The sequence below is a fragment of the Amycolatopsis sp. NPDC059027 genome (genome assembly GCF_042739735.1).
In the GTDB taxonomy this organism is placed as follows: Bacteria; Actinomycetota; Actinomycetes; order Mycobacteriales; family Pseudonocardiaceae; genus Amycolatopsis.
The window spans coordinates 138,946-153,811 of record NZ_JBHYIK010000013.1; the positions used below are offsets into that span (position 1 = coordinate 138,946).

The 14,866-nt window shown below is 71.0% G+C and carries 13 protein-coding genes; 8 read left to right on the plus strand and 5 right to left on the minus strand.

Features of this window, described 5'->3' with window-relative positions:
* The 5 genes from ACFWY9_RS11980 to ACFWY9_RS12000 all read left to right on the plus strand — a co-directional run.
* A partial coding sequence (locus ACFWY9_RS11980; protein ID WP_378338826.1) for a Sua5/YciO/YrdC/YwlC family protein occupies positions 1 to 1,455 on the plus strand: 1,455 nt, incomplete at its 5' end.
* 6 nt (positions 1,456 to 1,461) lie between these two features.
* A complete protein-coding gene (locus tag ACFWY9_RS11985) occupies positions 1,462 to 1,725 on the plus strand; it encodes a HypC/HybG/HupF family hydrogenase formation chaperone (RefSeq protein ID WP_378328239.1) in 264 nt (87 codons plus the stop codon).
* Positions 1,722 to 2,831: a hydrogenase formation protein HypD gene (gene hypD / locus ACFWY9_RS11990; RefSeq protein ID WP_378328240.1), complete on the plus strand. Its 1,110-nt coding sequence runs from the start codon at positions 1,722 to 1,724 to the stop codon at positions 2,829 to 2,831. Before ACFWY9_RS11985 ends, hypD begins: the two co-directional genes overlap by 4 nt.
* Positions 2,828 to 3,886 carry a hydrogenase expression/formation protein HypE gene (gene hypE / locus ACFWY9_RS11995; RefSeq protein ID WP_378328241.1) on the plus strand — a complete coding sequence of 353 codons (1,059 nt, stop codon included), beginning with the start codon at positions 2,828 to 2,830 and terminating at the stop codon, positions 3,884 to 3,886. Before hypD ends, hypE begins: the two co-directional genes overlap by 4 nt.
* 30 nt (positions 3,887 to 3,916) lie before the next feature.
* A complete protein-coding gene (locus ACFWY9_RS12000; RefSeq protein WP_378328242.1) occupies positions 3,917 to 4,168 on the plus strand; it encodes a PLD nuclease N-terminal domain-containing protein in 252 nt (83 codons plus the stop codon).
* Between the two features lie 37 nt (positions 4,169 to 4,205).
* Here ACFWY9_RS12000 and ACFWY9_RS12005 read toward each other — a convergent pair whose 3' ends face one another.
* Positions 4,206 to 4,364, minus strand: a complete 159-nt coding sequence (locus ACFWY9_RS12005) for a hypothetical protein (protein WP_378338827.1) — start codon at positions 4,362 to 4,364, stop codon at positions 4,206 to 4,208.
* A gap of 243 nt (positions 4,365 to 4,607) precedes the next feature.
* The gene (locus tag ACFWY9_RS12010; RefSeq protein ID WP_378328244.1) at positions 4,608 to 6,284 is read right to left on the minus strand and encodes a SulP family inorganic anion transporter; all 1,677 of its coding nucleotides are present in this window, start codon (positions 6,282 to 6,284) and stop codon (positions 4,608 to 4,610) included.
* A gap of 208 nt (positions 6,285 to 6,492) precedes the next feature.
* Between ACFWY9_RS12010 and ACFWY9_RS12015 the strand changes: the two genes are divergently transcribed.
* Positions 6,493 to 6,936, plus strand: coding sequence for a hypothetical protein (locus ACFWY9_RS12015; RefSeq protein WP_378328245.1), 444 nt, complete (start codon positions 6,493 to 6,495; stop codon positions 6,934 to 6,936).
* 70 nt (positions 6,937 to 7,006) lie between these two features.
* Positions 7,007 to 9,730: a cation-translocating P-type ATPase gene (locus tag ACFWY9_RS12020; RefSeq protein ID WP_378328246.1), complete on the plus strand. Its 2,724-nt coding sequence runs from the start codon at positions 7,007 to 7,009 to the stop codon at positions 9,728 to 9,730.
* Positions 9,731 to 9,817: 87 nt separating this feature from the next.
* Here ACFWY9_RS12020 and ACFWY9_RS12025 read toward each other — a convergent pair whose 3' ends face one another.
* Complete coding sequence (locus ACFWY9_RS12025) at positions 9,818 to 10,030, minus strand: hypothetical protein (protein ID WP_378328247.1); 213 nt, start codon at positions 10,028 to 10,030, stop codon at positions 9,818 to 9,820.
* A 406-nt stretch (positions 10,031 to 10,436) separates the two neighbouring features.
* Positions 10,437 to 12,761 carry a heavy metal translocating P-type ATPase gene (locus ACFWY9_RS12030; protein WP_378328248.1) on the minus strand — a complete coding sequence of 775 codons (2,325 nt, stop codon included), beginning with the start codon at positions 12,759 to 12,761 and terminating at the stop codon, positions 10,437 to 10,439.
* Between the two features lie 166 nt (positions 12,762 to 12,927).
* On the opposite strand from ACFWY9_RS12030, the gene ACFWY9_RS12035 reads away from it, so the two are divergent.
* Positions 12,928 to 14,298: a wax ester/triacylglycerol synthase family O-acyltransferase gene (locus tag ACFWY9_RS12035; protein ID WP_378328249.1), complete on the plus strand. Its 1,371-nt coding sequence runs from the start codon at positions 12,928 to 12,930 to the stop codon at positions 14,296 to 14,298.
* A gap of 42 nt (positions 14,299 to 14,340) precedes the next feature.
* Here ACFWY9_RS12035 and ACFWY9_RS12040 read toward each other — a convergent pair whose 3' ends face one another.
* A complete protein-coding gene (locus ACFWY9_RS12040) occupies positions 14,341 to 14,766 on the minus strand; it encodes a hypothetical protein (RefSeq protein ID WP_378338828.1) in 426 nt (141 codons plus the stop codon).
* Between the last annotated feature and the right edge of the window lie 100 nt (positions 14,767 to 14,866).

Below are 14,866 nucleotides of genomic sequence, written 5' to 3' on the forward strand. Positions count from 1 at the left end.
GCGGCTCCCTCCGCCCGCGCGCCCGGGCGCGGGCCGCCGCCCCACCCCCCGGGCTCCGCGCGGGGGCACCGCGCGGTCGGCGTGTTCCTGCCGACCTCGCCGGTGCACCATCTGCTGCTGGCCGACCTCGGCCGCCCGCTGGTGGTCACCAGCGGCAACCGGGCGGGTGGGCCGATCGTCACCCACGACGCGGTCGCGCACCGCGTGCTCGGCCCGATCACCGATGGCCTGCTCAGTCATGATCGGCCGATCTGGTCCCGCTACGACGACTCGGTCGTGCGCGCCGCGGCCGGTCGTACGAGCATGATCCGCCGGGCACGCGGGTATGCGCCCGCCCCGCTGCGACTGCCCTCCAGCTGCCCGGAACCCGTTGTCGGGCTCGGCGCCCAGCTGAAGAACACCATCACCCTCGCCCGCGGCGATCTGGCGTATCTCGGGCCGCACGGCGGTGACCTGGAGGACGCCGAGACCCTGGCGGCGTTCGGCCAGTCGGTGCGCGATCTGTGCCGCCTGCACGACACCGACCCTGGCCTTTGCGCCCACGACCTCCACCCCGGTTACCTGTCGACGCAGTACGCGGAGCGGTGGCCCGCCGGGAAACGGATCGCCGTCCAGCACCACCACGCGCACGTCGCCGCGACCGCCGCCGAGCACGGCGTCACCGGCCCGTTCGTCGGCGTCGCGCTCGACGGGCTCGGGCTCGGCGACGACGGCACGTTCTGGGGTGGCGAGGTGCTTTTGGCGAGCTACACCGGCTACCGGCGGTTCGGCCGCTTCGCCACAGCACCGCTGCCGGGCGGCGCGGCGGCCGTGCGCCGCCCGGCGAGGATGGCGCTGGGTTACCTCTACGGCGCCGAGAACTTCGACGGCGGCGAGCTGCCGCTTCCCGAGAGCCTCCGTGAACGCATGGGCGAACGCGAGATCACCGTCGTGCGCACGATGATCGAGCGGAACATCAACTGCCCCAGGGCGTCCAGCGCCGGACGGCTGTTCGACGCGCTCGGTTCCCTGCTCGGTCTGTGTGACGACAACGGCTACGAAGGCGAAGCGGCCGCTCGCCTCGAAGCCGCCGCGACCGGGCAAACCGCATCCGGCGCACTGGAATGGGAGCTGCGTTATCGCGACGGCCTGTGGGTCTACGACCCCACGCCCACCCTGCGTGCCGCCCTGAAGTCCACAAAGGACACAACGGTCGGCGAGATCGCCGCGCGATTCCACCGGAGCGTCGCCGAGGCCGTGGTCGCGCTCGCCGCGAAGGCGGCGGCCGCGCTCGGCACCGACGTGGTGTGTCTCGGCGGCGGAGTCTTCCAGAACGCTCTGCTCACCACGCTCGTCCTCGACGGGCTGGACGATGCGGGCCTGCATCCGCTGGCGGGCGAAGGCGTTCCGATGAACGACGGCGGAATCAGCTACGGCCAGGCGGCGATCGCCTGCGCCCGGTTGCGCGAAAGGTGAGCCGCGATGTGCCTCGGAATACCCGGCCGGATAGCCGCTGTGTCCGTGACCGGGGAGGGTCCGCGCATGGGCACGGTCGACTTCGACGGTGTCCGCCGCGAGGTGTGCCTGGCCTACACGCCCGAGGCCGATATCGGTGACTACGTCATCGTGCACGTCGGTTTCGCGATCAGCGTGGTCGACGAGCTCGAAGCCGAGAAGACCCTCGCCGTGCTGCGCGCGATCCCGGACGCGCTCGCGGGCGAACTGGGACCGGAGGTGACCGCGTGAAATACCTCGACGAGTACCGGGACCCGATCCTGGCGCGGCGGCTGCTGGCCGAGCTGGGCACCCTCGCGACCCGGCCGTGGGCGATCATGGAGGTGTGCGGCGGGCAGACGCACACCCTGGTCCGGCAGGGCATCGACGAGCTGCTGCCCGCCGGGATGCGGATGATCCACGGGCCCGGCTGCCCGGTGTGCGTCACCCCGCTGGAGATGATCGACAAGGCCGTGGCCATCGGCTCGCTGCCCGACGTGATCTTCACCAGCTACGGCGACATGCTCCGCGTGCCCGGAACCCACGGCGACCTGCTCGGGGTGAAAGCGCGAGGCGGCGACATCCGCGTCGTCTACACCCCGCTCGACGCCGTCCGGATCGCCAGGGAGAACCCCGGGAAGCAGGTGGTGTTCTTCGCCGTCGGCTTCGAAACCACCGCACCGGCCAACGCGATGGCCGTCGCCCACGCCGCCGGCACCGGGATCGGGAACTTCTCCGTGCTCGTCAGCCACGTCCTGGTACCTCCCGCGATCACCGCCATCCTCGACGCCCCCGACAACCAGGTCCAGGCGTTCCTCGCCGCCGGTCACGTGTGCGCGGTGATGGGCTGGACCGAGTACGAACCGATCGCGGCGCGCTACCGGGTCCCGATCGTCGTCACCGGGTTCGAACCCCTCGACCTGCTGGAGGGCATCGTGATGGCGACACGCCAGCTCGAGGAGGGCCGCGCCACCGTCGAGAACCAGTACGCCAGGGCGGTACGCCGTTCCGGGAACACCGCCGCGCAGGACGTCGTCCGCCGGGTTTTTCGCGTCACCGAACGAAACTGGCGCGGGATCGGGCCGATTGCGGACAGCGGGCTCGCCTTGACACCGGAGTTCGCCGCGTTCGACGCCGACACCCGCTTCGCCACAACCGGCCTCCGGGCCGCCGAGCACCCGGACTGCATCGCCGGGGACATCCTCCGCGGCACCGCCGAGCCCACCGGCTGCACCGCGTACGGCACCACCTGCACGCCACGCACGCCGCTCGGCGCGCCGATGGTGTCCGCGGAGGGCACCTGCGCCGCCTTCTTCGCCGCCGGCCGCCGACCATCCACAATGGAGGGAACACGATGAGCACGATCGACCCGCTGAGGGCCACCTGTCCTGTCCCCGCCGCCGAGAGCGAGCGGGTCCTGCTCGGCCATGGCTCCGGCGGCCGCCTGATGGCCGAACTGCTCGACGACGTCGTGTCCGGCGGGCTCGGCGAAACCGGACCGCTGGAGGACGCGGCACTCGTCGGCGTCGGCGACACCGAGCTCGTCTTCAGCACGGACAGTTTCGTCGTCACCCCCCGTGTCTTCCCCGGTGGCGACATCGGTTCGCTCGCCGTGTACGGCACGGTCAACGACCTGGCGATGCGCGGCGCCCGTCCGGTGGCGCTGGCGCTGGCCTACATCCTGGAGGAGGGCCTGCCGATCGCCGAGCTGCGCGCGATCACCACCTCGGTCGCCACCGCCGCCCGGGACTGCGGGATCCGGATCGTCACGGGCGATACCAAGGTCGTCGGCCGCGGCGCCGCCGACGGCGTCTACCTCACCACCACCGGCATCGGCGTCCGCATGCTCGACGCCTACCCCTCGGCGTCAAGCGGTGTCCCCGGCGACATCGTCCTGATCTCCGGGCCGATCGGCGCCCACGGCACCGCGATCATGAGCGCCCGCGAAGGGCTCGGCTTCGAGAGCGAGATCCATTCCGACAGCCGTCCCCTGCACGACCTCGTGGCCGCCATGATCGCCGCGGGCGGTCCGCAGGTGCACACGCTACGGGACCCGACACGGGGCGGGCTGGCGAGCGCGCTCAACGAACTCGCCGAAGCGTCCGATGTCGCCATCGAGATCAACGACGCCGACGTACCGGTGCCGATCCAGGTCGCCTCGGCCTGTGAACTGCTCGGCCTCGACCCCCTGCACGTGGCCAATGAAGGCTGTCTCGTCGCCTTCGTCGCACCGACCGCCGCGGACAGAGTCCTCGCCGCGATGCGCACGCATCCCGCCGGACGGCACGCCCGCGCCATCGGTGTGGTCCGCGAAACCGCCGGTGACCTGCCCCGCGTCACCGCGCGCACCCTGGTCGGCGCGACGCGCGTGGTCGACATGCTCATCGGCGAACAACTCCCCCGGATCTGCTGACCCCATCCCCTCCCACCCCGAGCAGGTGTCATGACAGCCCGAACCAGGTCGTCCAAACAGCTCACCCGCAAAAACCTCGGAATGGCCTTCGCCGCCGGAATCCAGGTCACTCTCGCCGCGGTCGCCTGGACCGATCTCGCGCTGCGGCCCGCCGCCGAGATCCGCGGGCCAAAACGCCGGTGGGCGTGGATCATCGCGATCAACTTCGCGGGCCCGCTGGCCTACCTCACCTACGGCAGGCGACCGATCGATCCCACCGCGCCGGGAAGGTCTCCTGCCTGACCCCACAAGACACGAAGCGAAAGGGACGGCTGCCCGATCACCCCGTGTCCTTCACGACGCCGTCCGCGGCGTCGAGACCGAGAATGTCGAGCAACAGTGCGCAGTCCTGCGCGTCGAGCGCCGCCGAGGCGACTGTACGCACGCCGCGACGGCGCTGTTCCTGGCTCAGTTCCGCGACATCGACCTCGTCCGCCACACCTCGCGAATACCTCCCCATGATCCCCCTTCGGCTGATGTCGCTGCTTGGTACAGGCGCCGCCGGGGGCCAGGGCGGGATGCTCGGAAGTCGTTTCCGACGGTAGCGGGAGACCCACCGTGTTGTGGATACGGCAGCCGGGCAGTAGCGATGGCCGCCACCGCCACCGACAGTGGGTTTACCTACACCGGCCGAGTGAGGCCCGCGGCCGGTGTCCGTGGCAAACGTCCGGCACCGGCGGCTTCACCCGCCAGCCCACCGCTCGTAAGCGGCGACGGCGGTCGGCAGGGTCGGGAAGACCCGGTCGGTGCCTATCGCCTCGATCATCCCGAACCGGGCCAGGTCGTGGCACAGCTCCTGTTTGGCCCGCGCCAGCGCGAACACGACACCGCGGGCGGTCATCTCGGTCCGGAGCCGGTCGAGGGCGTCGGCCGCGGTGACGTCGAGATCGACGATCGCTTCGGCGTTGAGTACGAACCAGCGCACCGGCCCCTCCGCCGTCGTGACGGCGGCCAATGCCCTACGGTGGAAATCCTCGGCATTGGCGAAGCACAGCGGAGCGTCATAGCGGTAGACGACCAGCCCCGCGACCGTCCGCACCTCGGGGTAGTCGTCGATGTCGTGCATTCCCGCCACCCCGCGCGCGTAGCCGAGGACAGCCGCGTGCGGACGGGCGATCCGGCGCAGAAGATCCAAAATGGACAGTCCGACGGCCGCGAGCACGCCGTACAGCACACCTAGCGCGAGTACCCCGGCCGTGGTCAGGACCGCGAGCGCGAACTCGCTGTGCCGGAACCGGGCGATCCGCCGGAACTCCCGGACGTCGATGAGCGTCAACGCGGCGTAGACGACCAGCGCGCCGAGCGCGGCGGTCGGGAATGCCGCCAGTACCGGTCCGGCGAAGACCAGCACGCCGAGCACGGCCAGTAGCGCGACGAGGGTATGGAGCTGGGTGCGGCTGCCCGCGGCGGCGCCCAGCGCGGTCCGGCTTCCGCTGCTGCTCACCGGAAAGCCGTGCACCAGTCCGGCGGCGATGTTCGCGATGCCGAGTGCCCGCAGCTCCTGCTGCGCGTCGATCACCTCGCCACGCCGGTCGGCGAACGCCCGCGCGGTCAGCACGTTGTCCGAGAAGCCGACGATCGCGATCCCGGCGGCAGGCAACACGAGCTCGCCCACCTCGCCCATGCCGATCTTCCCACCGACAGGGGGCAGCCCGCGCGAAACCTCCCCGACCACGTCGATCCCGTACCGCGCCAGCCCGAACACGCCGACGACCGCGGTCACGAGCAGCAACACCGGCAACGGGGCGGGTACGCGGGGAACCCAGCGCCGGGCGCACAGCAGACACGCCAGAACCGTGCCGCTGAGGACCAGGGTCGGCACGTGCACCGAACCCGCCCGCGCGACGAACGACCGCAACTGGTCCACGAATTCGCCGTTGCCAGGCGGCACCCGGGTCACCCTGCCCAGCTGCCCGACGATCATGATGAGGGCGATCCCGGCGAGGTAGCCGACCAGCACCGGTTTCGACAGCAACTCCGCCAGCACGCCCAGCCGGGCCAGCCCCGCCAGCAGGCACAGGCAACCGACCAGCACCGCGAGCACGGCCGCGAACAATCCGTACCGCCGGGGATCGCCCACTGTCAACGGAGCGAGCACGGCCGCGGTCATCAACGCCGTCGTGGACTCCGGGCCGACGGACAACTGCGAAGACGAGCCGAACACCACGTACACGCCCAGTGCGACCACGGCCGCCCACAATCCCGACGCCGCCGGAACACCGGCGACCTGGGCGTAGGCCATCACCTGCGGCACGAGATACGCCGCCACCGTCACACCCGCGACGACATCGGCGCGCATCCAGCCGCGCCGATAGCCGCGCAGGCGGACGACACCAGGCACCACCGCGGACCATCGCATAGCTCGCAGTGTCCGGGCGCCGTTCCCGGCGGCCCAGAGCCGAAAGTCCCGGCGCCGGCGGCAACAGCACACCGGGACTTTCGGCCCCGCTGCGCTGCCCGGACCGCAGGGCCTGTCGGCGGCGAAACCAGGCAGTACGCCTCTGTGAGCCACGCCACACGCAGCGGCACGCTGGAGAGGTCAACCACCCGACTGAGACGAGGCCGCCATGTCCCGCCCACCCGAAGCACCGGTGACCACGGCCTCGCTGCGACGAAACCGCCATGACCGGCTCGCCCTGCGTCCGGCGGACCACGTCGAGCCGCGATACGCGGATCTGCGCGATCGGCGGCTCGCCGCCACGCTGTCCGCCGAAGACCATGCCGAGGCGAACGGCCTGGATCCCTTCGAACGCATCACCTGCCGAGCGCACCGCAGCTGGCTGCACCACTGCGTCTCCTCACCGCTGCACGTCATCGTGGTCACCGGCCATCGCTGGTGCCGCATGTGCTCCCGGGCGCTCACGGTCGCCGTGGACGAACTCGCGGGTGACGTGGCCCTTTCCTGCCCGCGCTGTGGACCGGCCCCGCTCACCAGGCCGACACAACAGATCGTCCGTGCCTGCCGCGCCAGTCTCGCCGCAGCACACGACAGCGCGGCCCCCTGCCGATAAGGCACTCCGGCACAGTCGGATGGGCCTTGGTCCCTATCCGGCAGGGCCGGATCACCGGGATTCTCGGCACATGACGATCGACACCGACGTCCGTGCCGAGGATCCCCGCGAACCGACCGACCGATTGCTGCGAGACCTGCGAACCCGTCCGGAAGGACTCACGAACCGGGAAGCCGCCCGGCGACTCGAAGTCCACGGGCCGAACGAACTGTCCCGACGCCGCCAGGGCAACTGGGCGACGCGGCTGCTCCGGCAGTTCACTCACCCGCTCGCCCTTTTGCTGTGGCTCGCGGCGGCGCTCGCGATGGTCTCCGGCACGACGGCGCTCGGTATCGCGATCGTGACCGTCATCGTGCTCAACGCGGCGCTCGCGTTTCTCCAGGAACGCCAGGCGGAACGGGCCGTGGAGGCGCTGGCGGGCTACCTCTCGACCAAGGCCAAGGTGATCCGCGACGGTGCGCGCACCGTGGTGGAAGCCCGCGACCTCGTGCCCGGCGACATCCTGCTCGTCGAGGAAGGCGACCGTGTCCCGGCCGATGTCCGGATGCTCCAGGGCGCCGTCGAGGTCGATCTGTCCACATTGACCGGTGAATCGCTGCCCGCGTACCGCGCGGCGGATCTGACCGATGTGGACGGTTCCCTGCTCGACGCCCGTGATCTGCTGTTCAGCGGAACCAGCTGCACCGGCGGCGAAGCCACCGGCGTGGTCTTCGCCACCGGCATGCAGACCGAACTGGGTCGCATAGCCGCGCTCTCCCAGCGCGTCGGCCGGGAGGAAAGCCCGCTCGAAAAACAGGTCAAACGCGTCGCCTGGCTCATCGCGATCGTCGCGGTGGGAGCGGGCATCGCCTTCCTGCCGCTCGGTGCTTTCCTCGCCGGGCTGCCGATCGCCGACGCCGTCAACTTCGCGATCGGGCTGCTGGTCGCGAACGTCCCGGAAGGACTACTGCCGACCATCACGCTGGCGTTGGCCGTCGGTGTCCGGGTACTCGCCAGAAGCGGGGCCGTGGTCAAACGGCTCTCCGCCGTCGAAACACTCGGCTCGACGTCGGTGATCTGCACCGACAAGACCGGGACCCTGACCCAGAACCGCATGCGGGTCACCGAAGTCTGGACTCCGGACGGTCTTATCGAACCGGGAGACACTCCCGATTCCCCTGCCGCCAGGCTGCTCGCCGACGTCCTCACCTCGTGCACGAGCGCCGAGTTCGACCCGGACCACCCCGGGAAAGCCACCGGCGATCCGACCGAGATCGCCCTGCTGCGCATCGCCGCGGAGTGGGGCGCCGATGTCTCCGTCGCCCACCGGGACGAGCGCCGCCTGCGGCTGTTCCACTTCGATCCCGCACTGCGTCTCATGTCCACTGTGGATAGTAACGAGCGAGGGAGAACGGTCAACGTCAAGGGCGCTCCCGAAGAAGTACTCGCCAGGACCACCGAAATCGTCACGGCGGACGGTACCCCCAAGCCGCTGAGCCCCGCAGACCGCGCCGAGGCCACCGAGCTGATCTCCCAGTACGCCTCGCGTGGGTTGCGGCTTCTCGCGATCGCCCGGCGCGACCTCCACCCGGACGACCCGCTCCCCGAAAACCGGGACGACGCCGAACGCGACCTGGTCCTCCTGGGCGTGGTGGCGATGTTCGACCCGCCGCGCCCCGAGGTGGCCGACGCGGTCGCCCGCTGCCACACCGCAGGAGTCCGGCTCATCGTCGTCACCGGAGACCACCCGCTGACCGCCGCCGAAATCGCCAGGCAGGTCGGCATCGCCCGCAATGGCAGCACCGTGCTCACCGGCGCCGACCTCGACGCGATGAGCGAAGAGAAACTCGACGAACTCCTCGGCGGTGGCCAGGAACTGATCTTCGCGAGGACGTCACCGGAGGCGAAGCTGCGCATCGCCGACGCGTTGCGCGCCCAGGGCAACGTCGTCGCGATGACCGGTGACGGCGTCAACGACGCGCCCGCGCTGCGCCGGGCGGACATCGGGGTCGCCATGGGACGCGCCGGCACGGACGTCGCACGCGAGGCGTCGACGATGGTGCTCACCGACGACAATTTCGCGACCATCGTGTCCGCCGTCCAAGAGGGACGGCGGGTGTACGACAACGTCCGCAAGTTCATCGTCTACATCTTCGCCCACGCCACCCCCGAAGTCGTCCCGTTCCTGCTGTTCGCCCTGTCCGGCGGCCAGATCCCCTTGCCACTGACCGTCCTCCAGATTCTGGCGATCGACCTCGGCACCGAAACACTGCCCGCGCTCGCACTGGGCCGCGAACCCGCCGAACCCGGGCTGATGCGCCGCCCGCCACGACGACGCACCGCCGGCGTCATCGACGCCCGTATGCTCGGCAGGGCCTGGGGCCTGCTCGGCGGCATCTCCGCCGTTCTCGTCCTGGGCGGGTTCTTCCTGACGCTCCTGAGCGGCGGCTGGTATCCGGGCGCGCCCGTCGGCGACGGCCAGTCGTTGCACCACGTCTGGGAGCAGGCGACCACCATGACCTTCCTCGGCATCGTCGCCTGCCAGCTCGGCACCGCGTTCGCCGCGCGCACCCAGCACGCGTCACTGCGGGCGATCGGACCCTTCAGCAACCGGCTGCTGCTCTGGGGTATCGCGTTCGAGGTGCTGTTCGCGGCGGCGGTCGTCACCCTCCCACCGCTGCGGCACGTCTTCGGCACCGCGCTTCCCTCGGCGCGGGACCTCGCCATCCTGCCGTTGTTCCCGGTCCTGGTGTGGGGAGCCGACGAACTCTGGCGCCGGAATCGCCGCCTTCGCGAAGAACGGCGCTTTGTCTGAGCCGTGACGCACCGATGTCCTCACCGAGGAACCCGAAGCTCACCGATCACCCGTTGAGTCCACCGCAGAATTGGCCGGGGGCCAAGGCTATCGCCGTCGCCGTTGCGCTATCCCGAGAACGAGTCCGATGCCGATGGCCAGCGCGAACAGGCCGACCCGAATCTGCCAGCTCATCTCGGGCCGGCCCTCGGCGAAGGACGACGCTCGGGCATCCTCGCCCAATGCCGGTCCCGCCGATGTGGCGAGACAGAACGCGATGGCCGAAAACGCCGCTCCGATCAGCCGAACCGATGGTGACATGAGCTTCCCTCCCGCTGAGTTTTCCGGTACACCAGGCAGAGCCGTCAAACTGCGTCGCCCACTTCGACGTTGCCGGACGCACCGGCGGACCGATAGGGGCGAACAGCCTTTCGCCGTGGGACACGCCGCGATCCGTCCGCTGCTCGCGCTGAGCGACAGGACACTGTGGACGGTCGTCTCCCGTGGCACCTCCCGTGCGCGAATTGGCCCCTTGTGAGCCGATCTTTTCCGGCGCAGCATGAGAAACCGGGCGGTCACGAAGGGAACCCGACTCGTCATGCGACAGTTCGCCGCTGGGAGTTTTCGCCCGCGCTCGCCGCCTTCACCGCGCGCCCGGCACCCCTGAACACGCCGGTGCGGACGGGCCGCGGAGACCTGGGAAGCCCCGTCCGCACCGGTCTCCGAGCTAGTCTCGGACCGGCGGAGCGAGCGTGAAGTAGGCTTCCTCCTCCTGGGCGAAATGCAGCGTGAGGATCGCGTCCAGCCCGTAAAGGGTGGCCCGGAGATCGTCGACCTGGTCGGGCTGGACACCCGCCGGCGACTCGGCCAGATGCCTGCCGAGCCGCCGCGCCAACCGGTCGATCTCGGCGTGGGCCCGGCTCATGGTCACGGTGCCCTCCGGCCCGCCCAGCACGCCGGCCAGCGCCGGGTACAGCTGGGTCTCTTCGGCCAGTTCATGGGGCAGCAGTTGCTCGGTCAGCAGCCGGTGCGCTTCCCGCACGGCGGCCTCCGCCGAGGGCCCGGCACCGTCGGCGAGGGCATCCGCCGCTCGCCGTACCGCGGCACGCGTCGGCAGCAGGGTCTCGTGTTCGTCCGCGAACCGGCGCAACAGCACCGTCGGCTGCGACGCGCGATGCCACGACAGCGGCCCGTGCAGTGCGCGCAGCGCGTTGAGGATCACCGCGACGTCGATGGCCTCCTGTACGAGCGCTCCCACGACGGGAACGAGCCACCCGAGCCCGGCCAGCACCATCGCGGCCACCGAGAGCAGGGTTCCCATGCCGGCGCTCTGCACCGCGAGCCGCCGGGCGCGGCGCGCGATCTCGACGGCGTCGGCGAGCCGGTCGAGGCGGTCGTCGACAATGACGGCGTCCGCCGCCTCGGCGGCGGCCGTCGATCCCCGGGAGCCGAGCGCGATCCCGATGTCGGCCGCCGCCAGCGCCGGGGCGTCATTGACCCCGTCACCGATCATCGCGGTCGTGCCGTGCTCGTGCTCGGCGCGGACCACGGCGACCTTGTCCGCCGGGGTCGCCTCGGCCTCGACCTCGTCCAGGCCGAGCAGCGTCGCGACCTCCGTGGCGTTGTCCACCCGGTCGCCGGTCAGCAGCACGATGTGCCAGAGCCCGGCCGCGCGCAGCCGGCGGATCGTACGGGCGGCGTCCCGGCGCAAGCGGTCGCGAACCAGCAGTGCGGCCTGGGGCACGCCATCGGCCATCACCCAGATCACCGTGGCGAGATCAAGCCTTCCGCGCCGTGCGGCACCGGCGGCCCACAGCGGCAACGCGGCGGTGTCCTCGAACTTGCCGACCCGCACCAGGCGTCCTCCGACGACGCCACTCGCGCCAAGCCCGGCGCGCTCCACGACGGACTCCGCGGCCAAGGGCTCCACGCCCGCGCGCCCCGCGGCGCGCAGGACCGCATCCGCCAGCACATGCGGCGAATACCGCTCCACACCCGCCGCCTCGGCGAGGACCTCCTCCGGCCGGACACCAGGCGCGCACGCGATGTCGACCACCTCCGGCCGTCCCGCGGTCACCGTGCCGGTCTTGTCCATGGCGAGGCTGCGCACCCGCCCGAGCGTTTCCAACGCCGCCCCGCCCTTGACCACCACGCCGGAGCGCGACGCCCTCGACAACCCGCCGGTCACCGCGACGGGAACCGCGAGCAGCAGCGGGCAGGGGGTCGCGGTCACCAGCACCGCCACCGCGCGTCCGGGATCTCCGGTGAGTACCCAGGCCGCCACGGCGATCAGCAGCGCCGCCGGGAGGAACCAGGCCGCTATCCGATCCGCCAGCCGGGCCACCGGGGCGCTTTCCGCCGCCGCCTGCTCCGCCAGCCGGACCACCCCCGCGTAAGTACTGCCTTCCGCCGTCGTGGTGGCGCGGAGATCGACCACGCCACCGGCGTTCAGCACGCCGCTGCGGACCGCGGCCCCCGCGGCGTGCTGGACCGGAGCCGCTTCACCGGTCAGCGCCGACTCGTCGAACTGCCCGTCCGCGAGCGCGACACCGTCCACCGGCACGATTTCCCCCGGCAGGACAACCACGACATCATCAGCACGCACTTCGGCGATCGGAACGGTGTCCACCCGGTCGCCCACACGGAGATGCGCACGGCTCGGTGCCCGCTCCAGCAGCGCCGAAAGATCACGACCCGCCCGCCGCGCGGCGTTCGATTCCAGCACCCGCCCGGTCGCGACCATCGCGGCGATGATGGCGCCCGCCAGATATTCGCCGACCGCGACCGTGCCACCGAGTGCCAGGACCGCGAGCAGGTCCGCGCCCCAGCGCCCGGCTCGCAGGTCGGCCACCACCCACACCACCGTGGGCACGAGTGCGGCCCCGGCGGCCACAGCCCACAGGATCGACGCCGCCGACGGCACGGAACACCACCAGGCGACGCCACCGGCGGCCAGGAGCAGCACCACACCCGCGAGCAGCAGCCATTCGGCCGGAATCCGTCGCCGCGTCTCACCCACCGACACCACCGTCTCTTCCCCGGGCCCCCGCATCTCAGCTTCCCCACGGCTGTGGAGGGGCGCCAGGGCATCGAGCCCCCGACGACGGGGACGTTCTGCCCTTACGCAGTGGCCGGCCCGGGACGAACCTGGAGTGGGCGGCTCCGGAGCATGCGGCGCGGCGGAGCCGCCGTTAGTCCACAGTGGACAGGAGAAGGCGATGGACCGGCTGAGCCCGCTCGACGCGGTCTTCCTGGAACTCGAAGACGCCGACCCGCACGTCTCGCTCGCGATCGCCTCTGTCGCGGTGCTCGACGGACCCGTGCCGCCGCACCGTGAACTCGTCGACGCGCTCACCACACGGCTTCCGCTGATGCCCCGGTACCGCCAGAAGATCCGCCGGTTGCCGTTCGACCTGGGAGCCCCGATCTGGGTCGACGACGACCGGTTCGACCCGGCCGCGCACATCCACCGCGTCGCGGTTCCGGCTCCCGGCGACCAGGACGCTCTCTGCGAACTGGTGGCGTTGCTCATGGCCGAGCGGCTCGACCGCGCGCGTCCGTTGTGGGAGGCCTGGGTGGTGGAAGGCCTCGCGGACGGGCGCTGGGCCATCCTGTCCAAGATCCACCATTGCCTCGCCGACGGGGTTTCCGGGGCCACGCTGCTGGAAACCCTGCTCACCGGCTCGCCGCGAGGGGTCCCGGTTCCCAGCGAGTTGCCGGACTCCGGCGTGTTCCCCCTCCTGCTGGACGCCGTGCGGGACATGGCGCGGGGCCCGGCGGACCTCCTGTGGTCGCTCACCGGTGAACTCCGTCGCCCGGCGCGGTTCGCCCGGCGGCTCGCCGACGCCGCCCGAGGACTCGGCGCGCTGTCGGAGGCACTGGTGCCCGCCGCCGCGTCGTCCCTGTCCGGCCCGCTCGGCACGGACCGCCGCTACGAGCTCGCCCATGCCCGGCTGTCCGAGGTCCACGCGGCGAGTTCCGCCCTCGGCGTCACGGTCAACGATGTCGTGCTCGCCGCCGTCGCCGGCGCGTTCCGGGACCTGCTGCGACGCCGGGGCGAGCGTCCCCGGCCCGGTTCGCTGCGAACGCTCGTCCCGGTTTCGGCGCGCACCGGTACCGAACCGGCCATTGTGGACAATCGTATCTCGGTCATGCTTCCCCGCCTCCCGGTCGACCTGCCGAGCCCGGCGGCGCGGCTGACCGCGGTCCACCACCGGATGTCAGCGCTGAAAACCAGCGGTGAGACCGCTGGTGGCATCGCGCTGACCGGCCTCGCCCGCCTCGTGCCGTTCGCGCCCTTGTCCTTCGGGATGCGCGCCGCAGCACGCCTCCCCCAGCGCAGTGTCGTCGCCGTCGCCACCAACGTCCCCGGTCCGCGGTCGCCGCTGTCCGTCCTGGGCCGGCCCCTCGTCGACCTCTACCCGTACGTGCCGATCGCGCTTCGGGTGCGGACCGGCGTCGCGGTACTGACCTACTGCGACCGGCTGACGTTCGGGATCACCACCGACCTCGACAGCGCGCCCGAGCGCGGTTACCTCGGCAAAGCCGTCGAGCACGAACTGGCCGCCCTGCTCGCCATGACGGACTGATCCGGACCGGGCATCGCGCAGCCGGCGAACCGGACGTGTCCCTCAGCAGGGGCCCAGATCGCCGAAGACGTTGCTGAAGCACCACCAGTCCGTCAGCGAAGCCCTGGGCACGTGGGCGTATTGAGTTGTGAAGTACATCAAGCCACTGATGTACTGGCTGACCGTCACTGTGCCGACCCACCGCCAGCCGGTGAAGCGGGTGATCCGGTCCGGCGTGATCCGGCAATCGGTCACGGTCTTGCCCTCCTGGTTGACCCCGGTCAGGCACGCCATGATGACGAAACGGAGATCGTTGACGAAGACGATCTGCTGGCCATCGACACCCGCGGGTTCCACCCAGGGACCGTGCACCGATTCCCTGGCGGCCGCGGTGGCGGTTCCACCGGTCGCTCCGGTGAGGCCGAGTACCAGGAAAACCAGCATACCCAGAAGAAGAGTTTTTCGTTTCCCTCCGAATATTCCAGCCATCAGGATTCTCCTTGGGATGTCGCCTTACCTGCCTTCGGGGGCTTGTAAGTCCCCAAAGCAGCGTTCGCCGGCTCAGGCCATTCTGTTGAGCTGGGCGGGT